The following is a 25,121-nucleotide window of genomic DNA, read 5'->3' as shown; positions in this document are numbered from 1 at the left end:
GTATTAGATTAACTTATTAAAAATAAAGGTTATATTCGTAATTGATTTTCAATCATTCATACCTCAAAACAAGCTTTGTTAGTCACTGTTTTTAAAGGTTATTTTTATCATTAGTCAATTTAACAACAGTGCCTTTATATTGACCATTACAAAAAATTAATCCTTTTTACTATAGAAAAACATCTAATTACAGCCCATAATTGCGCCGCTGACTAAAATACAAAGAATCACCACGCTAAGTGTCAGCAATGCATGAATTTAACAACTCCGTTACATGCATGTATGGTGGAGTAAAATAACAATGGACTAAAAATTATGATGAAGAACACATTAAAAGTAGTATTACTCACCTCTATGTTACCTTTTGCAGCCTCTGCCGCTGACGAAATGACTCCTTGGTATATTGGTGGTGGTGTAGGCATTAACGATTACGAACAAAATTGCGACAACGCATTGACATGTGGTGACGATGACCCATATGCATGGGATGTGTTTGGTGGCTATTTATTTAACGAATTCATCGGTGTTGAAGTCGGCTACCGTGATCTAGGCAACGCTGAATGGACTGGTACTAACGGCAACATGTATGACGTTGGCGCAAGCGGTGTTAGCGTTGGTGTTGTTGGTTTTTACCCATTAGCTGACAAGTGGAGTCTTTCTTCTGAAGTTGGTACTTACAGCTACCTTCTTGAAAACGACAAAAAAATTAATGGCTCAAACTTAAGCGATTCAGGTGTTGGTTTATTTGTAGGTGCGGGTGTTGGTTATAACTTTACCGACAACTTAAAATTACAAGCTAAATACCGTCGCTACGAAAACATGGATGCTGACGTTTTAGATAACCTTAAAATGGAAAGCAACTACTGGGGTTTAGCACTTAGCTACCGTTTTGGTACTGCTAGCCCTGCACCTGTCGCTGCAGCACCTGTTGTTGCCGCTGTTGTTGCCGCACCTGGCGATGATGACAAAGATGGTGTAACAAACAACATCGACAAGTGTGCAGACACTCCAATGACTCACAAAGTTGATGCAACAGGTTGTACTGTTTATGAAAACATCACAACTAAGCATGATTTAGGCGGCATTTTATTCGCTAACGATTCTGCTGAAATCCGTACTGGTTCATTTGCTGATTTAGAAAAATTAGCTGACTATTTAACTAAGTACCCACAGCACACTGTATCTATCGAAGGCCACGCGTCTAACGTAGGTAAAGCAGAATACAACATGAAGCTTTCTGAGCGTCGTGCTGTAGCTGTAGCAAATGCATTAAACACTAAATATGGCATTAGCTCTAACCGTATCAGCTCTGTAGGTTATGGCGTAACTAAACCCGTTATGCAAGGTAGCTCTGCTGAAGCAAACCGTGTAAACCGTCGTATCGAAGCGATTATTACTGGTACTGAAAAACGTCCAGTAATGCGTTAATTGTCAAAATAATACGCTACACTTAAAAGTCGCTGCTTGCAGCGGCTTTTTTATTTTCAGAACAACCTAAAAATCAATACAACGGTGATTATCACTGACGTTGCGATTTCTGAATTGCCAATCAAGTTCAACTTGGTTAACCAATTCTGTCTGTTTAGCAACAATATCAATTAAATTTAAGTGAAAATAATGGGTTTTTTCGTAATTTTTTTACAAATTAAGTTGGAATAATCCCTAAAATCGCTTCTAATAAAGGTATAGATCTATATTAATTGCTTATCGAGAGGAAATTTCCATGGCCAACACACTCGCGCAACTCAAGTCATTCACTACCATCGTTGCTGATACTGGCGACATAGAGGCAATTAAGCGTTACCAGCCTGAAGATGCCACGACCAATCCATCATTGATTTTAAAAGCATCTCAAATTCCAGAATATACACCGCTTATTGATGACTCGATTGCTTGGGCTAAAACACAGAGCAGCAGCATTGAGCAACAAATCGAAGATGCTGGCGATAAACTGGCTGTCAACATCGGTGTTGAAATTTTAAAATTAGTACCTGGCCGCATTTCTACAGAAGTTGATGCACGCTTATCGTTCGACAAACAACGCTCAATTGATAAAGCTCACAAACTAATTAAACTTTACCAAGAAGCGGGTATTGATAAGTCACGCATTCTTATTAAGTTGGCTTCTACTTGGGAAGGCATTTGCGCTGCAAAAGAGCTCGAAAAAGAAGGCATCAACTGTAACTTAACCTTACTGTTTAGTTTTGCCCAAGCAAGAGCTTGTGCTGAAGCTGGCGTATATCTTATTTCGCCTTTTGTCGGCCGTATTTTAGATTGGTATAAAAAAGACACAGGTCAAGATTACACCGCAGAAACTGACCCAGGTGTGGTTTCTGTTACTGAAATTTACAACTACTACAAGCAACATGGCTACAACACAGTAGTGATGGGTGCGAGCTTCAGAAACATCGGTGAGATTATCGAATTAGCCGGTTGTGACCGTTTAACGATTGGCCCAGCCCTGCTTGAAGAATTAGCTAACACAGATGTAACCATTAGCCGTAAATTAGTGGCAACAACATCAACAGTTGCAGCGCCAACAGCACTCACTGAAGAGCAATTCCGCTGGGCCTTTAATGAAGATCCAATGGCCGTTGACAAGTTAGCAGAAGGTATTCGTAACTTTGCCATCGATCAGGGCAAACTAGAAGTTATGCTAAAAAGCAAATTAAGCTAAACAGTAGGAGACTTTACTCGTGACTAAACTCACTCAAAGTACTACCTGGAAAGCACTGCAGGCTCACACAAGCCAATTGCCTCATATGCGCGAATTGTTTGCTCAAAACCCACAACGTTTTGAACAAATGAGTGTTAAGTCTTGTGGGCTGTTTTTAGATTATTCTAAAAACCGCATCAACGATGACACGCTTGAGCTGCTTTTTTCACTGGCTAAAGAAGCCAACTTAACAGACAAAATCGCAGCCATGTTTAATGGCGATGTGATAAACAACACGGAACACCGTGCTGTGCTTCACACCGCTCTTCGCAGTAAAGCAGAGCAAGAAATCATTGCAGAAGGCGCCAACATCGTCCCTGAAGTACAACAAACACTGGCTAAAATGGCCGAATTTGTTGAGTCAGTTCAATCAGGACAATGGAAAGGCTATACAGGTAAAGCCATCACTGATGTTGTCAGCATTGGTATTGGCGGTTCATTTCTTGGACCTAAGATTGTCTCGCAAGCGTTAAGACCTTATTGGCATGCAGGGCTTAATTGCCACTTTGTCGCCAACGTTGACGCGACATCGATTTGTGAAAAGCTTAAAGGACTTAATGCCGAGACAACCTTGTTTGTCATGTCATCAAAGTCATTTGGCACCCAAGAAACACTCACAAATACCTTAAGCGCAAAAGAGTGGTTTTTAGCTCAAGGCGCGACACAACAAGATATTGCTAAGCACTTCGTTGCGGTGACATCTAATGTGACTAAAGCGACTGAATTTGGAATGGATGCTAACAACATTTTCCCAATGTGGGATTGGGTTGGTGGACGCTATTCTTTATGGTCGGCGATTGGTCTGCCAATCGCGCTATTAGTCGGTATGGATAACTTTAAAGCCTTACTTGACGGTGCTCACCAAATGGATGAGCATTTTGCCAATACGCCTTTACCACAAAATATGCCTGTTATTATGGCGATGCTGTCTGTGTTATATGGTAATTTCCATGGTTCACAGTCGCATGTCATTTTAACCTATGACCATTATTTGCGTGGTTTACCTGCTTATTTCCAACAGCTTGACATGGAAAGTAACGGCAAGTCAGTCACCTTAGATGGCACCGATGTAGATTACAGTACTGGCCCGGTGATTTGGGGTGGCGAAGGCACTAATGGTCAACATGCTTATCACCAATTACTGCATCAAGGCACAGCATTAATCCCTGCTGACTTTATCATGCCACTTCAAAGCCATAATCCTTTGGGTGAACACCATGACCAATTAGCCTCAAATTGCTTTGGGCAAACCCAAGCATTAATGCAAGGTCGTACGTTTGAAGAAGCATTGGCAGAACTCAGTAACAGTAAGCTTGATGAGCCACAAAAAGCGCTTATCGCCAAACATAAGGTGATGTCAGGTAATAAACCAAGCAATACTTTATTGATGGATAAATTAACCCCAACAACCCTAGGTGCATTAATTGCGCTATATGAACACCGCACATTTGTGCAAGGTGCAATATGGCAAATTAATTCATTTGATCAATGGGGTGTTGAGCTTGGTAAGCAGTTAGGTAATGATGTACTCGAGCGCATTGGTGCTGACCAAGATGCAACAGAACTAGACAGTTCAAGCAATGCTTTGGTCAACCTATATCGTCAAGGTAAGCTATAAAAGCCAACCTGATTGAACCAATTAAGCACAATTAAATAAAAAATGCCGTTCAACTTTTGAACGGCATTTTTGTTTTTAATTTCTATAAAATTCACTAAATCGTGATTTTTTAGTAACCTAAATGCAACACAAGTGTTGCACCCTATAGTTGAAATATGATACTTATCTGTTGAGAGACATCATAATAACAAGGGAGGTTACCATGGATCGATTAGACTATGGTGGTGCGCTAGACGAAGTTGTTGAAAGACCAAGCCGCTCAAAAAGCTCGTCCAAAAAACGCAAATGGCGTGAGATTGAAGCCATTAAAGATAAACAGCGTTTGCTCAAGGAATTACAAGATATCGATAATTCATTCGATTTTGATGCTAATACGTTAGTTTTATAACTATACTGCTCAATCTTTGATTGTAGCTAACATCACATAAAAAGAGCGCATTTAGCGCTCTTTTTGTTATCAAGAATAAGACCAACACTACATAGTCGTTTCTGCTTTTTCGATATAAGCTCGCAACTCTTCAAACATCGATTTATCATTGTCGTTGAACAAAGGATCATCAACTAATCGTTGCTGGCACAATACCGCTACCCTATCCCAATCATTATCATCGAAGGTTTGCGCAAACAGTGGAAAAACCTCACGCTCTTCATACTCCATATGCAGCTTTTGTAGTTGAATATAATCACGTAAATCGTTAATGAGCTTTTCACGGGAAATCACCACATCAGACAAAATCATATTAAGACTATAAATCAGCGAGCCTGAAGCTTGCGCTAAACGATGATGCTCGTTATATAATTGGCCACAATTAGCTAAACCCGCCTTATTGCTGTAGTAGTCAAAAATAATATCTTCCAGTGGATGATGGCTGTGTTCAGCATACCCTTGCATATACTCAACAATGTCTCTAACAAGATTAAAATTCACCCCGTTTCCATCAGCCAATCGAGTCAACTTATTCGAAAGAATATTCAACAAAATGGCAATACGCTTATGATCGCGCATTAAACGTTGCAACATAACTTTCTCCCATCATCTAGTTACAAGACACTTCACGTATAAATAATAGTCAAATTTGGTACTTTTACTAATTTACACTGAGATACACAAAATGAGGTATGACCAAGATCATAATATTTGAATATAAAAAAACACCTAACCACAACCCTGTTGCGTGTTAGGTGTTTGAACAAAGCTAAGGCTCTATTTTAAAACAGAAAACATATGAGCTTTTAATTGCTCAAAATTGGCGTCTAATTCTGCTGATAAGATTGGTTTCTCTACAACAGCAGCTAATTCTGGTGGTAAAGGCAAATCAATGGCTAATTGTTGATCGACCACATCTTTAAATTTAGCAGGATGTGCTGTACCTAAGAAAATACCACTTTCATCACCCGTTAACCCTAAGGTTAATGCCTGTGCAGCAATAGCTGCGTGAGGCTCAGACTGATAACCCCGTTGATAAAGCTCAGCTAATGCTGAAGCCGTTTCTGATTCAGATAAAGCAACGCCCGTCACTAACGATAACGGCCAGCCCATTTGCTCACAAATCGCTTCAACGCGCGGCCAATTGCTTGGCTCAGAAACATCCATGGCATTTGACATGGTTGCCACAGTTTTATGTGGTTGCCATGCTCCATCTTGCAAATAACGCGGCACGGTATCATTGCTGTTCGTTGCAGCAATAAAACGTTTAATCGGTAAGCCCATTGCTTTAGCGAATAAGCCCGCGGTCAAATTACCAAAATTACCGCTTGGTACTGACATCACAATTTCATCTTTACCCGCTTTTTTCGCTTGGGCAACGGCTTCAAAGTAATAGCAAATCTGCGCTAACAAACGACTGATATTGATTGAGTTAGCAGAGTTTAATGCTAAACCATCACGTACATCAGTATCGTCAAATGCTTGCTTAACAAGGTGTTGGCACGCATCAAAATCGGAGGTCACAGCTACGGTATGAATGTTTTTACCTAAAGTAGTAAACATCTTTTCTTGTAGCTCACTGATTTTACCTTTTGGATAAAGCACCATCACATTCACGTTATCTAAGCCATAAAATGCATCGGCTACCGCTGCACCGGTATCACCTGAAGTAGCCGTTAAAATAGTTAGCTTTTTGTCGCCTGCAAGTAAGTTGACACACTGAGCCATAAAGCGAGCGCCAAAGTCTTTAAAGGCTAATGTTGGCCCGTGGAACAGTTCTAAACATGCACGCTTATCATCAACATTGGCTAGGGGTACATCAAAGGTAAACGCACTATCTACCAGCTTATCAACACTTTCTTGCCCTAGCTCATCAGAAAGCCATGCACCCAATACTTTTTTGCTTCGCTCAGCAAAAGGTAACGCTAACAACGCATCGACATCTGCTAACACCGGAATGGTCTTTGGGAAAAACAACCCTCTGTCTTTACCTAATCCCAACTGTACTGCTTGGCTGAAATTTACTTCCTGTGACGGATGTTTTAAATTATATAATTCCATTACGACTGCCTTTTTCAAATTTCAAAATAATTAAAGCTAATAGGTGATACTTACACACAGCGAGTGCCTAACTGATCTAATTTACACACATGGGCAAAACCGCCAGACTGAGAAATATAGTTTTTGAGTAACCAGTCTTTTGCCTTTTCAGCAGTAGCGAGGTCATCGGTTACACTAAACAGTGTTGGGCCGCTACCCGATATACCGGTAGTTAACATGCCTAACTCAGCTAAAGCTGAACGCGCATCGGTATAACCCGGAATAGCCGCTGCACGATACGGTTCAGCTAATACATCTTTCAGCATTTCAATAGCTAAGGCGGCATCCTGCTGATAACTAGCATGCACAAATGCGCTTAAATTGCGGCCAAAATCAATGGCAACCGCTTTATCATATTGTGAGGGCAGTAATTCACGCATTTTTGCCGTAGACAATGAAATACCAGGATAAGCGACAACCCAATACCAATTGTCAAAACTTGGAATAGCAGCACATGCTTTATCTTGTGCATTAAGCATTAACTGCATACCGCCTAAATAACAAGGTGCAACATTATCATAATGCACGCTGCCTGAAATTTTACCTTCAAACTCGCCCATTAAGCCGAGCAGAGCTTGTTCATCAAAAGGTTTACCAAAATGTTCATTTAAGGCATATAGCGCTGCAACGACCGAGCTTGCACTAGAGCCTAGCCCACTGCCAACCGGAAGGTTTTTTTCTAAGCTAATGTTCACGCCATCTTTACGGTCAAGCTTATAGAGAAAAAACTCAGCACATTGATAAACGATATTATCCTTACCTTCTGCTGGTAACTTATGTGCCCATTCGCCGACCTGGCTAAAATTAACCCCAAAATCTGCCGCACTGATCATGACCCTGTCACCTAACAGTGAACCATCAATAGGGGATAAAGCGGCACCGAGTAAATCAAATCCTACACCGACATTACCCATTGACGCTGGAGCATACACGGTAAGCATCTCTTGGCTTACATTTACCGCTTGATTCATAACCCAACCTCACGCGTCCAATTTAAGGTTCTTAATACGTCAGCAAAAGCGCCTGCTGCGGTAACATCTGTACCGGCACCATATCCTCTAAGCACAAAAGGAATAGGTTGATAATAACGGCTGTAGAACGCAAGCGCATTCTCGCCACCTTTGACACTGTATAATGGATTAGTTGCATCGACCTCAACGATTCTGACATGACATTGACCTTCATCGATTTGACCTACATAGCGTAACACTTTGCCTTGTGCCTTAGCCGCAGCGACACGCTCTGAGATCTGTGCATCTAATGATGGAAGGTTAGCCATAAACTGATCGACGTCACCAGAATCATCAAATGATGCAGGCAGTACTGATTCAACATTAATATCAGACAGTTCTAACGGTAAGCCTACTTCACGGGCAAGAATTAACACCTTGCGTGCCACATCCATACCACTTAAATCTTCACGTGGGTCAGGTTCAGTAAAGCATTTTTCACGCGCAATACTGGTTGCTTGAGAAAGGCTCATCCCTTCATCTAACATGCCAAAAATATAAGACAATGAACCCGAAAGAATACCGTTAAATTTATGAAGTTTATCGCCTGCATACAAGAGTTTCTTCAAGTTATCGATAACAGGTAAGCCCGCACCAACGGTTGTTTCATATAAAAATTGACGACGCTGGTTTAATGCCGTTTGGCGCAGTGCTTGATAATAAGCATAATCGCGAGTATTCGATTTTTTATTTGGTGTCACCACATGGAACCCAGCATTCATGACATCGAGGTAACGGTCAGACACGAGTTCACTTGAGGTGCAATCTACCAATACAGGATTAAGCAATTGTTGCTCTTGTCCCCATTCAAGTAGTTTAGCTAGATCATAATCTTGGCCTTTTTGCTCCAGCGATGACTGCCACTCATTTAGAGCAATACCGTCGCTGTTTAGTAGCATTTGGCGTGAGTTAGCAATACCGCACACTCGGATACTGATATGCTGCTCTTTTAACATCGCAGCCTGTTGCTTTATTTGATCTAATAAACCCGCACCAACGTTACCACTGCCCACTAAAAACACATCAAGATATTGCTGAACATCGAAAAAGGCTTGATGACACGCACCAATGGCATGCTTGGTTTTTTTCTGTTGGATAACAGTCGAAATGGAGCGCTCTGACGACCCCTGCGCTATTGCAATGATATTGACACTGGCTTTGGCTAACGCACTGAAGAACTTGGCAGCAACGCCTTTATGAGTCTTCATACCGTCACCGATCAATGACACGATCGCCAGGTCTTGGCGTTGCTCAATAGATTCGAGTAACTCATTTTTTAGTTCTAGTTCAAATTCTTGCTCTAATGCCCATTTAGCTTTATTGGCCTCATGAGTGGCAACACAAAAACTGATGCTGTATTCAGATGAACTTTGGGTAATCAATGACACTGAAATACCGCTACGCGAAATTGCAGCAAGCGTGCGACTCGCCATTCCCACCATGCCTTTCATACCAGGGCCAGAAACGTTAAACATCGTTTGATGGTCTAAGTTAGAAATCGCTTTAACTTGTAAGCCGGTTTGATCAGCTTCATTTGACACTAAAGTGCCCGGCGCAGAAGGATTAAAGCTGTTTTTGATGTAACACGGGATATGGTATTGAGCAATCGGTGCAATCGTTTTTGGGTGCAGCACTTTAGCACCAAAATAAGACAGCTCCATCGCTTCTTGATAACTCAATTGCGACAATAATTTAGCATCAGCAACCACACGTGGGTCAGTATTGTATACGCCATCTACGTCGGTCCAAATTTCACAGCTTGATGCATCTAAACATGCCGCTAATACAGCAGCTGAATAATCTGAGCCATTGCGACCTAATGTCACCACATTGCCTTGGGCATCGGCCGCGGTAAAACCTGGCATAACCCATACGCGGTATTTGTCTAATGGTAATAATGCAAAACGAGGTTTGCTCACACTAATGTCGACAACGGACTCTAACGGTTGGCCGTGGGCCAGAAACAATGCCACAGGGTCTAGTTGCGCTGCAGTTAGGCCTTTCGCCAGCATTACTTGTTCCATTAATGCAGCCGATAATCGCTCACCAGTGACAACAACTTGAGCTCGGACACTATCAGGGCATTCTCCTAATAACTTGACGCCATGTAACTTATCTTGCCAAACCAACATTTGGGCTGCTAACTTTTCGACTAACAACTCAAATTGTTGAGCAGAAAGTAATGAGGCTGAAGCTTCAGTAAACAAGCTGGTGTACACCTGTTGAATATGATCTAAAACCGGTTGGTAATCTTGTTGGCTTACTGCTATATCAACCATTTCTAACAATGCATTGGTGACCGTAGCAGGAGCAGAAAGTACTGTAGCAACAGACTCTACAGATGATGAGTCAGCGATAATGTCTGCCGCCATCGAAAAACGTGACCAATTCGCTAGCGAAGTTCCGCCAAATTTCATTACCTTCATCTACATCTCCCTGTCACCACGTGATGACATATAAAATTAAAATCGTTGAATTAGAAATAAAAAAGCCCGCTTCTGTTGTGGGAAGCGGGCTTGTAGTACAAATCTTTTAGGGTGTAATCAGCCCGCCCCCACTCTGGTAATAGTGGTGGTTGTAATGGTGGTAATTACAACGAGCGTAAGGGTAAGCATCTAGTTAATCTCTTAATCAATTCTTGTAGCTTTACTGTTTTAATCCAGCAACCGAATTTGCTGATACACATTGGCTAACAGAATTGCTTTTTTTGCCCAACCTTGTCAACCCCTGCTTACAGTTTATTTTAAAGTTATTTTTATTTTTCAGTTGATTTATACCTTTTATAAATATAAGGCGTTTTAAATTACGGACAAAACAAGCAAAATCGATGATAACAACAACCATCCTCATCATCAAAACCACCTAGAAGTAGCAACAAAACCAATAAAATACAACACCTTAACCTTTAAGGCCAATCATTCTTAGGCTTATAGTTCATCACGTGTTCACTGTGGCATACATTGATTTGCCAGTGTTTACCTCAAGTTTGGTCAACGCCTTAATAAACGTGATTTATTTTCAGCATTAACCCTATAAAGGGTTAAACCGCAAACAGAAATAAAAAAGCTGTGATTGAATAAGCAAAAACTGATGTTTGTCATCGCAGCCAACTCATAAAATACGGTATGATGCGCTCAACACCAATTGGAGGCGATATGAAAATTTCAAAACATGCAGCGGTTACCATTCATTACCGCTTGTCTGATGAGCAAGGCGAATTAATTGAAAGTTCATTTGAAGGTGAACCAATGGTTTATCTACACGGAACCGAAAATTTAATTCCTGGTCTCGAATCAGTTTTAGAAGGTAAAACAGCAGGCGAAAAAGTCGATGCTAACATCCCTGCCGCTCAAGGCTATGGTGAATACCACCCAGGTTTAAAACAAGAAGTGCCAGTGAGTGCTTTTGGTGACATCGAAGACATTATTCCAGGTATGCGTTTTATTGCTGAAACTGAGCTTGGCCAGCGCCCAGTTCAAGTGACTGAAGTTAAAGATGACGTGATTGTTGTTGATGGAAATCATCCGCTAGCGGGTCAATCATTAAACTTTAGCGTTGAAGTGATTGCAGTACGTGAAGCAACTGCAGAAGAGCTTGCACACGGTCATATTCATGCAGAAGGCGGTTGTGGTAGCCACGGACATGATCACGACCATGAACACGGTTCTTGCGGTTCAGAAAAACCAGGATGTGATGGTAACGGCGGCTGTGGCTGTCACTAAAAACACATAGACTTAATAATGCTTTTTGCACTCATCAATCAGTAAAAAGCATTAAAATAATTGAAGGCGTTGTCTAAGTTCTAGGCAATGCCTTTTTTTTTGCGTTATAATTGAGAGGTAAATCACACTAACTAGTCAGACTTATTGTCGTTACTGTAAAGGACCACGGTGTAGCGAGAATCCTAACTAATTAGCTTTTCATATAAAAATTAATGCATAGCGACGGAGTGCTTATGTTAATTAAACCAGTATACGAGTTGTTACCTTTTAGCTACATGCTTGTTGGCTCTGTCAGTATTTTTTTACTGGAACCTAGCTATGCGCTTATCGCATCGATTGTGGTGTATTTGTACGGTGCTCATATTTATAACTTACGTTCTAAAAATCGCCGCACAGACCCTAAGAGAAAGCGTAAATCAGGTGGTATGCCAGATATGCTCTACGGGCTAATGCCTTTCTTGTATGTATTAACGGCGTTTAGCTTATATCGATTTTACCCAAGGGACTCTAGCACTTTGTTTGCATTGTGCTTAATCACTTATGGTGGTTATTTATTTTTACGTCGATCAAGTTACCGACACCATAAATACCCAAAAGGTATCCGCCAATAAAGCTATATCGCTATCACTTGCTGAGGCACTAGTCCAAAATTAACTTGCGGACTCTTGCTCTTTGGCTGGCGGGCATATTTTTTAAATAGTTAGAGCATCGAGTAATCGTCGCGATACTCACTTGGTGCTCTGCAGCTATCTGTCTCTGACTCAACTCACCTGCCAATAACGTTTGAAACACCTGCAAACGTCCCGATACTGCACTTCTTTCTTCTTCTGTCAGTAATAATTGAAACAACACTGACAAATCATCCTCATTATTATGAGTGAGTATTTTATCTACGACTAAATTCCAGTTGGCACGCATAATTTTTATTCTCTTTGTAGTAATGCCGAAACAGTACAAGTGTATCAACTTACCTTGGCACTTTGCAAAAAGACTCGCGTGATAAACATCGATAAAACATATCGCAATGTCTTAATAAAATTGTGTAGAATGAATGTGATTGATTGCACGTATACTCATAAAACGAGATGTACGTCGTGCTTATGGAACCAGTGCCACTACTGACAAAAAGAAGGATTACAATGAAAAAGTTACTATTGACCGTTGCGGCTACCGCAATACTTATTCCGGCTGCGTTTGCTAACAATTTTGAAAAGCCAGCTGATGCGATTGAATATCGTCAATCTGCGTTTGGGTTAATTGCATATAACTTTGGTGATATGGGTGCCATGCTCAAAGGTAAAAAGCCATTTGATGCAAGCGTATTTAGCTCACGTGCTGATAACGTTGCAGCACTATCTAAAATACCTCATGAAGGTTTTATTGATGGTACTGATACAGGCGACACCGAAGCATTAGCTAAAATTTGGCAAGATAAAGCAGATTTTGATAGCAAAATGACAGCATTTCAAGATAATGCCGCAGCATTAGCCGTTGCAGCTAAATCAAGTGACAAAAACCAAATCAAACAAGCTTTTGCCAACACAGGTAAAAGCTGTAAAGGTTGTCATGACGTTTACAAAAAAGATTAATACGCGATAAATTAATCTAAAAAATAAAGCCCATTTCGATGGGCTTTATTTTTATAGCCAAAGTCTACAGTCTACGTGTTATTCTATAAAAAACTCACCACGGGCTCTAACCATAGCCACCAAATACCAGCAAACAATAGCATCACTATCACCAAGGCTAGCCAAGGCGAACGTAAAACAGGGGCTGCCACTTGGCCACTCACGTACTTATAGCCACTAAACATCGCTTTTAAAATATTGTCGCCTTTAACCACATGCAAAATCACTGCAGCAACGTGTAGTACAACTAATCCTAAAATCACATTGAAATTGGTTTTATGTAACCAGGTTAGCCAACTTGCGGTGTCAGACGACACTAGGTGAATTAATGGCCCTTCAGTAAAAATCTCATCGGTTGCAAATAAACCGGTCGTTAATTGCAACACTAATAAACCAAGCAACGCAAACACCATATAACCACCTAAAGGGTTATGTCCTAATGAGGTTGGCTTTGGGTTAGTTAGCGCATAATTGATGACTTTTTTAGGCCCAACAAAGAACTGACTAAACTGAGACGTTTCACTCCCAATAACACCCCAAATCAATCTAAACAAAATGAGTGTCATTAACACGTAAGCCAATATTTGGTGCCATTGCATCTCACCAATGTCAGCGGTCCACCACAAGCCACCTAATAAGCCAACCATGGACCAATGAAATAAACGGGTTGGAAAATCCCATACCTTTATTTTGTGCTGTTCTATACTCATTTATAACTGCCTATATCCATCTACGTACGGAGATGATACCAAATGTCGACGAGATTTTACGCTTTTAGCAAAAAAGACTAAAGCAGTGTTAAGCATTGCCTAATCGCAATTCACGTAATGATGAAAAAATATGATTAACAAGAGAGAAACGACAAGAGGAGAGAGAAGAAACACAGCAACAACGTAGATGTTGATAACTTACCTAGTGTTATCAATAGGACAATAAACACACAAAACAGATAATTTAGAATCAACTTATTCATTCAAATATGATCTGTTCTGCAGCGTAATACAAGCACATTTTGACACTTTTCGGTTAAAAATGTCTAAGCGATCAAATAAGCGACGGTCAGTAATAAATGCCAGCAAAAATGTGATTTAGATCACAATTTTTATAGCTAACCTTGGTAATCTGAAGTTAAGCAAACAACAAGAAGGTTCTAAATATGCTGAAAATCACTAGCAAACAACTTGAAGTCACTGCCCTCATCCGCGAACGTATTGAAGGAAGATTAGAAAAATTATCTCGACATGATATTCAGTTAATTAATCCGCACGTTATTATTACCCAAGAAAAGCAACTGTTTAAAATTGAGGCTTCAGTTGGATTACCTAGTGGAGATTTATTTGCCCAGGCGAAAAGTGAAAACCTATACGCAGCGATTACTGCAATGGGACAAAAGCTGGAAAAACAGCTAAACCGCCTGACTCACAAACCCCAGGCTCAACGCCACGTTTCATTACCCAATGACACGGAAAGCGAGTTTGAGTATGTCTATAAGGAGGAAAACGCAGCTTGAAGTTAAATATCTTTCACCAGCGCACCTTCGGGTGCGCTTTCTTTTGTCTGTAATTAAGCCTTGATGAGTAGAATTACATTGACAGGTTAACTCTGTGGCTTTAGTTTTACTCTATGAACACAAAAATATTCCGCTTTTTTATTTTCTTTTTTATTCAGCCCACTCTCGGAGGCGGATTTTCTGTGTAAAAACGAAAATGAAAATTCTAAAGCCTCCCACTTGGGAGGCTTTTTTGTCTTATAAATACTGTTGTATTCACCATACGTCAGACTGTTGCGTTACATTGAGGTCAATATGCAAAAACCACCAGAGTTAAGTCAAACTCGTGAGCAGATCACAGCACTCGATAAATCATTATTAGAACTGTTATCTAAACGCCGTCAATTGAGCTTAAATGTCGCCCGCAGTAAAGAAGTTGATGTTAGACCGATACGTGATACCCAAAGAGAAAAAGAACTCCTCGAGCGCTTAGTACAACAAGGACGTGAACAGGGACTTGATGCACACTTTGTTATTTCGCTTTACCAAAGCATTATTGAAGACTCAGTACTGTTTCAACAAACCTACTTACATGGGCGTGCTAATCCTGATACGCAAAAACAACAATATACGGTGGCGTATTTAGGTGCTCGTGGTTCATATTCATATTTAGCCGCGACTCGCTACTGCTCTCGTCGCCAGGTTGCCATGATCGACTTTGGTTGCCAAAGTTTTGATGACATTGTCAATGCAGTTGAATCAGGTCATGCTGACTATGGTTTTTTACCGATTGAAAATACCTCTTCTGGGTCAATCAATGAAGTGTATGACGTACTGCAACACACGACCTTATCCATTGTGGGTGAAACGACCATTGAAGTCGGGCACTGTTTACTGACAAAGCCCGATAGCAAAATCAATGATATCAAAACAATTTACGCTCACCCGCAACCTATTAGCCAATGCAGCCGTTATTTAAGCCAATACCCTCACATCAAACTCGAGTATTGCTCAAGTAGTGCAGAAGCGATGACTAAGGTTATCGAATCGGATAATGACTCTGTAGCCGCAATTGGTAGCGCAGAAGGCGGTTCGTTGTATCAGCTAGTGGCTATCGAAAAAGGCTTAGCTAACCAAAAAATTAATCAAAGTCGCTTTATTGTGGTCGCACGAAAAGCCTCGGCGGTACCATCACAACTGCCCGCAAAAACCACATTAATTATGGCTACCGGCCAAAAACCAGGCGCTTTGGTTGAAGCGCTATTAGTGCTAAAAGCACATAACTTAAACATGAGTAAGCTTGAGTCGCGCCCCATTCCTGGTACGCCATGGGAAGAGATGTTTTACATCGACATCGACGGCAACTTAGCCACAACGCAAGTGCAGCAAGCGATTAAAGAGTTAGAGCGATTAACGAGATTTATTAAAGTCCTAGGTTGCTACCCTTGTGAGACAGTCAAACCAACTCAATTGTCTCAAGCTCAATTATTAATTGAACCAGACAGTTCAAAACATATCGCAGCAAAAGTCTCATCAAATAACCAGGACAAGCATTCGCGTGATTACAAGTCACAAGACACCCAATTAGTGTGTCAAAATTTGCATATTGGTGCTGGTCAATTTGGCGCGCTTCAGCAAATTAACTTACCGATTGATAATACAGAGTTAGCCACCCAAGCAAAGCATATCAAAGAGTCTGGATTTCAGGCCATTGTGCTAAATGATTTAAAAAATCAACTTAACGAGCAACAATTAAAATCACATGCACAAGTTATTGAACAAGCAGGTTTGCTGTGTGTGATGCAAATAGATCAAGAACAAGACTTTGCTTTAGCTAGCCCTATCGCTGATATGTTAATTTTAGCGGGCAAGCAAATGTATAACTCAGACTTATTAGCACTCATCGGCTCGGTTAACTTACCGGTATTACTCGAGCGGAATACCATGGCCAGTATTGATGATTGGTTACAGGCCGCTGACACGGTCCTTAGCCACGGCAATCAACAACTAGGCTTATGTGAGTCAGGAGTACGAAGTTTTACTCATCCTGAGCAGCTCAGCTTAGACTTAGCAGGTTTAGTTGAAGTTAAATCTCGCAGCCACTTACCTGTGATTGTTAATACCAGCTTTAGCATTGATCCTGCACGCTTAACAACCCATGCAAATGCAGTGAAGCAACTTAATGCGGATGGCATTATATTATTAAAACAAGATGGTGTATCTCAAGCAGACCTTATTCATAGCCTATATCAGGAATAGTATTTATACCATTTCCATTAATTATGTGACCAATCAGAGTCACTCAGATTGTTCAGTTTGAGGCGCATTGTTGAAATAATGGTTATTCCCTTCTAAGACAATGCAACAAAGAAATGGACAGTCTGAGTGCCTCCTACAAGGCGGGTTTCTGTGCCTTCTATGCTGCTTAATAGCATTTTGACGTACGACTGCATGGATGCAGGAGGTAGAGCAACGCAGGAGCAGTTGCCGAGAGCAACTATGCCTACAATTCTATTACTTGCCTAGAAGGCACAGAACTCCCGCTGAATGACCAGATAATTAGTGGAATTGGTATTACTAAGATTCAGTTTAAAGCATCATCAAAAATGCCGAGATAATTCTCGGCATTTTTATTGTTAAATTGTATTTTTACGTTATACCGCCAAGCCATCATTTAAACTAATCCAGCCTTTAAAGATTCGATAGCTAAACCAAGTCACGCCCATTAGATACATGGGTAAACTTAACCACAGTGGGCTAATCCAATAACCTGCAATAAAAAAGGGGCACAAACCAATAATACTTGTTCGCTGCCAGCGTAAATGGCTGCCTAACACAGACTCTGGATTGATATTTTTTTGGATTAAATTAAACCATAGGCTCAACAGTACAGGGACAAAAAATAGCGGAAACGCACTCATTAAACCGTAAAGAAAATGCCCAAGGGAATTGTCTTCAACCTGTTGTTGTACAGGTAGCGTATGCGATGGTGTCATCGACATGGTATTCCTCCAAAGGCAAGTGTTCGGGGTTTAATGAAGCATAAAATTAATCGGTCTCATTAATTAAACATAAGCCTTGCGCCACTATTTGGCAATCATTGAAACGATTAAATAAGATTAACCTGCTTTCATATCATTGACCGACTGCAACATTGCGCGGCTCTCATGTTGGAACTGAGGCGCAAAATCACCAAACCATTTAGCAACACGCTGAAACTGAGTCACAAACTCTTGACGATTACCGGCCTTAAGCATGGTAAGTGCATCACGATAGTTATCTAAATAATCACTAATCGCGTGCTGGCTCCCTTGTTGGGCAAATATAATATCGGCATAAAGCTCAGGATCTTGAGCAAATAACCTACCGACCATAGCCAGTTCTAAGCGATAAATAGGCGAGCTAAATTGCAATAGGCTTTCAATGTCGGCTTCTTCTTTACACAGATTTAAACCGTAAACAAACGTTGAAAAGTGACGCATCGCCTGTACCAATTGCATCGCTTTATCATGACGTTCAGCTTCTGCTTCAACAATGCGTGCCCCCCAAATCTCCATTTGTTGCAATAGCCATTGATAAGCTTGCGGTTCGCGCCCATGACACACCACCACGACTTGTTTAGCAAGACTCCCAACGTCTGGGCCAAACATTGGGTGTAACCCCACTACAGGCCCTTTGTGAGCGTCAAGCATTGCAGCCAAAGGCTTCTGCTTAATCGAGGTTAAGTCCGCTAAAATGCAGTGTTGTGGTAACTGAGTTAACTTGTCGGCAATAACTTCACAGGTTACATTAATCGGTACGGTCACAATCACTAAACCCGCACCATCAAAAATAACGTCGGCATTCTGCCAATCATTTTTATCAATGCTGTTAACCTTATAACCCGACAATGTCAGCATTTGAGTGAATAATTGCCCTAGCTTACCTTCACCACCCACGATAACAACATGACCTAAATCTTGTTTAACCTGCTTAAAACCAACATCTTTTTCATTAAGATAAGATTCACGCATTAATCGACGTAAAATATCTTCAATTAATTGCGGCGATACATTGATGTTTTCAGCTTCGGCGCGGCGCTTAGCGAGCATAGATGCTTCACGTTGAGGTGCATAAATGGGTACCCCAGCGGCATGCTTTACCGCCCCAACTTGCGCGACTAAATCAAGACGCTTGCGTAATAGATGTAACAGTTGCTGATCGACACCATCGATTAAATCACGAAGGTTCTCAAGATCAGCAGTGGTCTTTTCGTTCATTTTATTATTCATTAACCGTTAGCAACCTGCAGCAAATCAAACCGAGTCGGTAATACTGCAGACAATTGGTTAGCGCCTTGTCTTAAAATAGTTTCAGTCGTATCCCAATCAATGCAGGCATCTGTTACAGAAACCCCGTATTTAAGCTCTGCTAACGGCTTATCTGAACTTTGATTTCCTTCATTGAGGTTACTTTCAAGCATAACACCAATAATCGATTTATTGCCCGCTTCAATTTGGTTAAATACATCTTCACAAACATTTTTTTGACGCAAATGATCTTTAGACGAATTCCCGTGGCTACAATCAACCACTAAACGCGCACTGAGTTTGGCTTTATGAATTTGCGCTTCGCTTTCTGCCACACTGGCGGCGTCATAATTAGGCGCTGAACCACCTCGTAAAATGATGTGACCATCTGGATTACCTGCCGTTTGCAATAATGCCACCTGGCCTTCTTGGTTAATCCCCATAAAACGATGACTACTGGCAGCTGATTTTAATGCATTAATAGCCACTTCTAACTTGCCGTCTGTACCATTTTTAAAACCAACAGGCATCGATAAACCTGACGCCATTTCGCGGTGAGTTTGAGATTCAGTAGTACGCGCACCAATGGCAGACCAAGTCACTAACTCCGAGACATACTGTGGGCTAATAGGATCGAGCGCTTCAGTGGCAATGGGTAATTCAAGCTCTGCTAACCAAATCATGAGTTCACGTGCCATTCTTAAGCCTTTTTCGACATCAAATGACTCATCCATATCTGGGTCGTTAATCAAGCCTTTCCAGCCAACGGTTGTGCGTGGTTTTTCAAAGTAAACACGCATAAGGATGTAAAAATCATCACTGAGCTCATCATGAAGTTTTTTGAGCTTTAATGCGTATTCTTTCGCAGCATCAATATCGTGAATAGAACATGGACCGGTAACCACTAACACGCGGTTATCACGCTTATGAACAATATCGGCTACCTGTTTACGGGCATTGAGGATGTATTGGTAAGCATGAGTCGACAGCGGTAATTCTTGCTTTAATTCTGCAGGAGTCACTAATACTTGTTCTGAACTTATGTGGACATTATTGATGGTATCTTGCTGCATGCTTATCACTCTCTTATGACTTCAGGCCAAAGGCCACACGTAAATTGATATATTGTTAATCGAATGTATTTTTGTAACGCTACACCATTACACCTTGTAAGCAACTATGCCTGCGCTCGGGTTGGAGATCAAGGCTTATTTATGTAAAAGATTAAAATTCTATAAAATGCAGATGATTTAAAATATAAGCGGGATGAAATAAGACTAAATACATTCACTTTGTTAACTTTTATTGTGATTTGCAATAATGTTTTGTTGACTTAATATCGTTGAATACAGGAAGTTAATTTTGCTTTGTTAGGGATTTATACCCAGAAACAAAAACCCGCCTTTCGGCGGGTTGTTGTGCGAACACTGCATCTTTATTCTGTATCGGTAACTATTACTTAGTTGCCAATTTTTCACGGATACGTGCAGACTTACCTGAACGCTCACGTAAATAGTACAGTTTAGCACGACGTACACGACCGCGACGCTTAACTTCGATGCTAGCAATTAATGGGCTGTGCGTTTGGAAAGCACGCTCAACACCTTCGCCATTAGAGATTTTGCGAACGGTGAATGCAGAGTGCAAACCACGGTTACGCTTAGCGATAACTACACCTTCAAAAGCCTGAAGACGTTCTTTCTCACCTTCTTTAACACGAACTTGAACCACTACTGTATCACCAGCACCGAATTCAGGTACGTCTGTTTTCATTTGCTCATCGTTGAGCATTTTAATGATATTGTTCATAACTACTCCGTTCTAGAATTAACTGAGCATTGACTATGCGGACTTGTCCGTTTCATTCACGAACTGCGCTAATAAAGTCGTTTGTTCGTCAGTCAGAGCTAGATTTTCAAATAATTCTGGTCGTCTCAAAAAAGTTCTTCCGATACTTTGTTGCAAACGCCAGAGTCTAATTTTTTCGTGGTCACCGCTTAACAGCACCGCCGGTACATCCATACCATCCAATTGTTCAGGGCGAGTGTAATGAGGACAATCCAGTAAGCCATCAGAGAAAGAATCTTGCTCTGCTGACGCTTGCTTGCCTAATACACCGGGTACTAAACGCGCGACTGAATCGATTAATGTCATTGCCGGTAACTCGCCACCCGAAAGTACGTAATCACCAATAGACCATTCTTCATCCACTTCCGTTTGAATAATGCGTTCATCAACACCTTCGTATCGACCACACACTAAAATCATTCGGTCTGATTTAGCCAACTCAGTCACGCCACGCTGATCCAGCTTGCGTCCCTGAGGCGACAAATAAATCACTTTTGCCCCATCACCTGCAGCCACTTTGGCTGCATGGATGGCATCGCGTAAAGGTTGCACCATCATTAACATTCCTGGGCCACCACCGTAAGGGCGGTCATCCACAGTACTGTGTCGATCATGGGTGAAATCACGGGGATTCCACGTTTGCACCTCAAGCAGGCCGTTTTTCACGGCTCGACCCGTAACACCAAAGTCTGTAACGGCACGAAACATCTCTGGAAACAGGGTGATTACCCCTAACCACATATGCTGTACCTCGACTTAGAAGTCAGGATCCCAATCCACTAATATCTGTTTCCCTTGCACATCCACCTGTTTGACGAATTGCTCGGGGACAAAGGGGATCATACGTTCCGCTTTGCCGAAGGCATCTTTGGCGTTAGCTTTAACTAATAGTACGTCGTTTGATCCTGTTGCCACGATCTGATCAACAATACCCATGTTATAGCCGTTTATATTGGTCACTTCACAGCCGATAAGATCACGGTGATAAAATTCATCATCAGCGAGCTCTTTCATTTGTTCTGGCAAAATCGCAATTTCACAATTAGTGAGCATTTGCGCATGCTCTCGTGTAGTCACACCCTCAAGTTCAGCAACAAGTGCCTTACCCTGAAAACGCCACTGTGCAACCTTAACTTCACGCCACACGCCTTGCTCTTTAATCAACCAAGGCGAATAATCGAAAATACCTTCAACAGAATCGGCATAGGAAGTGATTTTAAGCCAACCTTTAATACCATGACTGGATCCTAATTTACCCAGTACGATTGGCTGTTGGTTATCGCTCATCTATCTATACCTTTTAAATACGCAATTAAGCAGCAGCTTTACGCGCGTCTTTGATCAGTTTTGCAACACGCTCAGATGTTGCAGCGCCAGTAGCAACCCAGTGCTCAACACGATCAAGATCTAAACGTAAAGTTTCTTCTTGGCCACGAGCCAATGGATTGAAAAAACCAACACGTTCGATGAAACGACCGTCACGAGCATTGCGGCTATCAGCAACAACGATATTGTAAAATGGACGCTTTTTTGCGCCGCCACGAGCTAAACGAATGGTAACCATGCGTTTTATTCCTCTAATGATTTGCTAGAAGCAAAAATAAAAACTGGAACTCCGTGTTCGCGAAGAGTCCCAGAAAGAAAGCCGGAAGATTTTACCTGACTTTTGAACTATTGCAACCAAATCTGATGTTTTTTAGCTCACCGACTTTGTTGCTCTAATGTCAAATATATAACCTAACCGACTGATGTATGAATTAATTAACTGCGTTTATGCTTAAAAGATGACTTAATTATCTTCCAGGAAATTTCATTCCAGGAGGTAACATTCCGCTCATTCCGCGCATCATCTTCTTCATGCCACCCTTTGCAGACATCTTTTTCATCATTTTCTGCATTTGGGTAAACTGCTTTAATAAACGGTTAACGTCTTGAATTTGAGTGCCAGAACCTAATGCGATTCGGCGTTTACGAGAGCCTTTGATTAAATCAGGATTTTTACGTTCTTTGGATGTCATCGAGTTAATGATGGCTTCCATTTGACCGGTCATTTTACCGTCTTGAACTTGAGCTAGGGCTTCTGGTGGTAATTGACCCACACCAGGTAATTTTTCCAGCATGTTCATCATGCCGCCCATGTTTTTCATTTGCTGTAATTGCTCACGAAAATCTTCAAGATCAAAACCGCCACCTGATTTAACTTTAGAAGCGAGCTTCATGGCTTTGTCTTTGTCGACGCCGCGCTCAACTTCTTCAATTAGTGACAATACGTCACCCATGCCTAGAATGCGTGATGCAATACGGTCTGGGTGGAATGGTTCTAGTGCGTCAGTTTTTTCACCGACACCTAAAAACTTAATAGGCTTGCCCGTGATGTTACGAATTGATAACGCAGCACCGCCACGAGCATCACCGTCAACCTTGGTTAAAATAACACCGGTTAAAGGTAGCGCTTCGTTAAACGCTTTAGCTGTATTAGCTGCATCTTGGCCCGTCATGGCATCAACAACAAACAAGGTTTCAACAGGGTTAACTGTTGCGTGCAGCGCCTTGATTTCATCCATCATGGCTTCATCAACGTGCAAACGACCTGCGGTATCGACAATCACTACATCAATAAATTTAAGCTTAGCATGGCTAATCGCCGCTTTAGCGATATCGACCGGCTTTTGACTTACGTCAGATGGGAAGAATTCAACGTCGACTTCTGTCGCGAGGGTTTCTAGCTGTTTAATTGCCGCAGGGCGGTATACGTCAGCACTAACCACTAACACCGATTTTTTATGGCGTGTACGCAGCAATTTACCGAGTTTAGCAACCGAGGTGGTTTTACCCGCACCTTGTAAACCGGCCATCATAATCACGGCTGGCGGTGTTGCAGCTAAATCTAAGGCTTCGTTTGCCTCGCCCATGGCTCTTTCAAGCTCACTTTGAACGATTTTGATAAAAGCTTGCCCAGGGCTTAAGCTTTTTGACACCTCTTGACCCACAGCGCGTTCTTTTACGCTGTTGACGAATTCTCTAACAACAGGTAAAGCGACATCCGCTTCAAGCAGCGCCATACGCACTTCACGCAGGGTTTCTTTAATGTTGTCTTCTGTTAAGCGACCACGGCCACTAATATTTTTTAGTGTGCGTGAAAGTCTGTCGGATAAATTCTCAAACATTGATCAGCTCTTTTAAGCATATCGATAATTGTGGCTATTATACCCAAGCCGCTCTAAATTACGATACTTGCGACCACAAGAACATCAACTCATATCGAGTTTAGGTAAATTATTTGCCGCTAAGGGTAAGATACTGTTAAATTTTGAGCCTCAGGTCACTGCCATAATAGGCACTGTTCATGTTAATCTAAGACAAACAATGGGATTACAGTATCTGAACGCTATTTTGTTACTTTTATTAACGTATATACTGTTTTCAACGACGCGTTCACCACTTTCGATAGGTTGATTTTAAAATGGTTATTTTTTCAGCTGCTGCGATGTTTTTTTATTGTATCGCATTAATTTTGGTTACCAGTAGGCTGTTTCATGCCCAAGGTCCAAACCGTAAAGCGGTCATGGTCGCGTCCAGCATTGCCGTCGTACTTCATGGCTTTGCACTGTCTAACGCTATTTTTACCCTTGATGGACAAAACTTCAGCTTAACGAATGTTATCTCATTGGTTAACTGGATTATCGCGCTTGCGTTTACCATCACCATGCCGCGGCTTAAAGTGATCGTTGTGGTACCAGTGGTCTATGCCTGCTCCATATTGGCGGTTGCCCTACTCTGGCTCTTGCCGCCACAGTTTATTACTCACTTTGATTTACACCCTGAATTACTCGCTCACGTCGTGTTGTCACTGATGGCTTATAGCGCCATGATGATAGCAGCGTTATATGCCATTCAGCTTTGGTTTATTCAAAACAAACTTAAAAAGAAACAAATGATGATGAGTCCTGCAATGCCACCGTTAATGACGGTAGAAAAGCAGCTTTATCATCTGATTATTATTGGCTTTGTATTATTAAGCCTGTCTTTAATCACTGGATTTGTGTTTTTGGAAGATATGTTTGTCGACGGTAAAGGCCACAAAGCTGTGCTATCAATGATAGCTTGGGTGGTGTATGCCATTATGTTGTGGCAACAATATACCGTAGGTTGTAGAATTCGAACTGCTGTTATCTATAGCTTATCTGGCGCGGGTTTACTGTCGCTAGCCTACTTTGGCGCAAGAATTGTTAAAGAGTTGATATTAAATTAGTTTTATAATTTAAACACTCAAT

The 25,121-nt window shown here is 41.4% G+C and carries 24 protein-coding genes and 1 other annotated feature; of the genes, 10 read left to right on the top strand and 14 right to left on the bottom strand.

Going from position 1 to position 25,121, the window contains the following annotated elements; genetic code table 11:
* Positions 1-315 precede the first annotated feature (315 nt).
* From IEY42_RS10065 to IEY42_RS10050, 4 genes are all read left to right on the top strand, one after another.
* Positions 316-1,428 (top strand): OmpA family protein, encoded by a 1,113-nt coding sequence (locus IEY42_RS10065; RefSeq protein ID WP_188925111.1) that lies wholly within the window; start codon positions 316-318, stop codon positions 1,426-1,428.
* 295 nt (positions 1,429-1,723) lie between these two features.
* Positions 1,724-2,677 carry a transaldolase gene (gene tal / locus IEY42_RS10060; RefSeq protein ID WP_188925110.1) on the top strand — a complete coding sequence of 318 codons (954 nt, stop codon included), beginning with the start codon at positions 1,724-1,726 and terminating at the stop codon, positions 2,675-2,677.
* A 19-nt stretch (positions 2,678-2,696) separates the two neighbouring features.
* A complete protein-coding gene (gene pgi, locus IEY42_RS10055; RefSeq protein ID WP_188925109.1) occupies positions 2,697-4,334 on the top strand; it encodes a glucose-6-phosphate isomerase in 1,638 nt (545 codons plus the stop codon).
* Between the two features lie 202 nt (positions 4,335-4,536).
* Positions 4,537-4,722, top strand: coding sequence for a DUF3545 family protein (locus IEY42_RS10050; protein WP_188916743.1), 186 nt, complete (start codon positions 4,537-4,539; stop codon positions 4,720-4,722).
* An 87-nt stretch (positions 4,723-4,809) separates the two neighbouring features.
* Here the strand turns inward: IEY42_RS10050 and IEY42_RS10045 are convergent, their stop codons facing one another.
* The 4 genes from IEY42_RS10045 to thrA form a co-directional block, all read right to left on the bottom strand.
* Positions 4,810-5,355 carry a hemerythrin domain-containing protein gene (locus tag IEY42_RS10045; RefSeq protein WP_188925108.1) on the bottom strand — a complete coding sequence of 182 codons (546 nt, stop codon included), beginning with the start codon at positions 5,353-5,355 and terminating at the stop codon, positions 4,810-4,812.
* A gap of 183 nt (positions 5,356-5,538) precedes the next feature.
* Positions 5,539-6,822 carry a threonine synthase gene (gene thrC, locus IEY42_RS10040; RefSeq protein WP_188925107.1) on the bottom strand — a complete coding sequence of 428 codons (1,284 nt, stop codon included), beginning with the start codon at positions 6,820-6,822 and terminating at the stop codon, positions 5,539-5,541.
* Between the two features lie 50 nt (positions 6,823-6,872).
* On the bottom strand, positions 6,873-7,832 hold the full coding sequence (gene thrB / locus IEY42_RS10035) for a homoserine kinase (RefSeq protein ID WP_188925106.1): 960 nt from the start codon (positions 7,830-7,832) through the stop codon (positions 6,873-6,875).
* Positions 7,829-10,297: a bifunctional aspartate kinase/homoserine dehydrogenase I gene (thrA, locus tag IEY42_RS10030; RefSeq protein WP_188925105.1), complete on the bottom strand. Its 2,469-nt coding sequence runs from the start codon at positions 10,295-10,297 to the stop codon at positions 7,829-7,831. The genes thrB and thrA overlap by 4 nt, the downstream gene beginning before the upstream one ends.
* Before the next feature lie 729 nt (positions 10,298-11,026).
* Between thrA and slyD the strand changes: the two genes are divergently transcribed.
* Together slyD and IEY42_RS10020 are read left to right on the top strand one after the other, a co-directional pair.
* Positions 11,027-11,593, top strand: a complete 567-nt coding sequence (slyD, locus tag IEY42_RS10025; protein ID WP_188925104.1) for a peptidylprolyl isomerase — start codon at positions 11,027-11,029, stop codon at positions 11,591-11,593.
* 233 nt (positions 11,594-11,826) lie between these two features.
* Entirely contained in the window at positions 11,827-12,204 is a 378-nt protein-coding gene (locus tag IEY42_RS10020) for a hypothetical protein (protein ID WP_188925103.1), read from the top strand.
* A 28-nt stretch (positions 12,205-12,232) separates the two neighbouring features.
* Here the strand turns inward: IEY42_RS10020 and trpR are convergent, their stop codons facing one another.
* Complete coding sequence (trpR, locus tag IEY42_RS10015) at positions 12,233-12,511, bottom strand: trp operon repressor (RefSeq protein ID WP_188916755.1); 279 nt, start codon at positions 12,509-12,511, stop codon at positions 12,233-12,235.
* Between the two features lie 221 nt (positions 12,512-12,732).
* On the opposite strand from trpR, the gene IEY42_RS10010 reads away from it, so the two are divergent.
* Positions 12,733-13,182 (top strand): c-type cytochrome, encoded by a 450-nt coding sequence (locus IEY42_RS10010; protein WP_188916757.1) that lies wholly within the window; start codon positions 12,733-12,735, stop codon positions 13,180-13,182.
* Between the two features lie 83 nt (positions 13,183-13,265).
* Here IEY42_RS10010 and IEY42_RS10005 read toward each other — a convergent pair whose 3' ends face one another.
* The gene (locus IEY42_RS10005; protein ID WP_188925102.1) at positions 13,266-13,931 is read right to left on the bottom strand and encodes a cytochrome b/b6 domain-containing protein; all 666 of its coding nucleotides are present in this window, start codon (positions 13,929-13,931) and stop codon (positions 13,266-13,268) included.
* 446 nt (positions 13,932-14,377) lie between these two features.
* Between IEY42_RS10005 and hpf the strand changes: the two genes are divergently transcribed.
* Positions 14,378-14,731: a ribosome hibernation-promoting factor, HPF/YfiA family gene (hpf, locus tag IEY42_RS10000; protein ID WP_101086362.1), complete on the top strand. Its 354-nt coding sequence runs from the start codon at positions 14,378-14,380 to the stop codon at positions 14,729-14,731.
* Positions 14,732-14,846: 115 nt separating this feature from the next.
* Positions 14,847-14,968: a sequence feature (Phe leader region), on the top strand.
* Between the two features lie 57 nt (positions 14,969-15,025).
* Positions 15,026-16,969 carry a prephenate dehydratase gene (pheA, locus tag IEY42_RS09995; RefSeq protein ID WP_188925101.1) on the top strand — a complete coding sequence of 648 codons (1,944 nt, stop codon included), beginning with the start codon at positions 15,026-15,028 and terminating at the stop codon, positions 16,967-16,969.
* A gap of 395 nt (positions 16,970-17,364) precedes the next feature.
* On the opposite strand, the gene IEY42_RS09990 is transcribed toward pheA, so the two are convergent.
* The 8 genes from IEY42_RS09990 to ffh form a co-directional block, all read right to left on the bottom strand.
* Positions 17,365-17,712: a hypothetical protein gene (locus tag IEY42_RS09990; RefSeq protein WP_188925100.1), complete on the bottom strand. Its 348-nt coding sequence runs from the start codon at positions 17,710-17,712 to the stop codon at positions 17,365-17,367.
* Between the two features lie 117 nt (positions 17,713-17,829).
* Positions 17,830-18,969 carry a bifunctional chorismate mutase/prephenate dehydrogenase gene (tyrA, locus tag IEY42_RS09985; protein ID WP_188925099.1) on the bottom strand — a complete coding sequence of 380 codons (1,140 nt, stop codon included), beginning with the start codon at positions 18,967-18,969 and terminating at the stop codon, positions 17,830-17,832.
* 11 nt (positions 18,970-18,980) lie between these two features.
* A complete protein-coding gene (locus IEY42_RS09980) occupies positions 18,981-20,072 on the bottom strand; it encodes a 3-deoxy-7-phosphoheptulonate synthase (RefSeq protein WP_188916768.1) in 1,092 nt (363 codons plus the stop codon).
* Between the two features lie 382 nt (positions 20,073-20,454).
* Entirely contained in the window at positions 20,455-20,808 is a 354-nt protein-coding gene (rplS, locus tag IEY42_RS09975; RefSeq protein WP_188916770.1) for a 50S ribosomal protein L19, read from the bottom strand.
* 33 nt (positions 20,809-20,841) lie between these two features.
* Positions 20,842-21,588 carry a tRNA (guanosine(37)-N1)-methyltransferase TrmD gene (gene trmD, locus IEY42_RS09970; RefSeq protein ID WP_188925098.1) on the bottom strand — a complete coding sequence of 249 codons (747 nt, stop codon included), beginning with the start codon at positions 21,586-21,588 and terminating at the stop codon, positions 20,842-20,844.
* A gap of 15 nt (positions 21,589-21,603) precedes the next feature.
* Complete coding sequence (gene rimM / locus IEY42_RS09965; RefSeq protein WP_188925097.1) at positions 21,604-22,134, bottom strand: ribosome maturation factor RimM; 531 nt, start codon at positions 22,132-22,134, stop codon at positions 21,604-21,606.
* A gap of 25 nt (positions 22,135-22,159) precedes the next feature.
* Complete coding sequence (rpsP, locus tag IEY42_RS09960) at positions 22,160-22,411, bottom strand: 30S ribosomal protein S16 (RefSeq protein ID WP_160053063.1); 252 nt, start codon at positions 22,409-22,411, stop codon at positions 22,160-22,162.
* A gap of 229 nt (positions 22,412-22,640) precedes the next feature.
* A complete protein-coding gene (ffh, locus tag IEY42_RS09955) occupies positions 22,641-24,014 on the bottom strand; it encodes a signal recognition particle protein (protein ID WP_188925096.1) in 1,374 nt (457 codons plus the stop codon).
* Between the two features lie 296 nt (positions 24,015-24,310).
* Between ffh and IEY42_RS09950 the strand changes: the two genes are divergently transcribed.
* The gene (locus IEY42_RS09950) at positions 24,311-25,099 is read left to right on the top strand and encodes a cytochrome C assembly family protein (RefSeq protein WP_188925095.1); all 789 of its coding nucleotides are present in this window, start codon (positions 24,311-24,313) and stop codon (positions 25,097-25,099) included.
* Positions 25,100-25,121 lie beyond the last annotated feature (22 nt).

The sequence above is a fragment of the Shewanella algicola genome, assembly GCF_014648035.1.
GTDB classification, from domain to species: Bacteria; Pseudomonadota; Gammaproteobacteria; order Enterobacterales; family Shewanellaceae; genus Shewanella; species Shewanella algicola.
The sequence above is the reverse complement of the archived record's forward strand: the minus strand, read 5'-3'. Positions and strand labels throughout refer to the sequence as shown.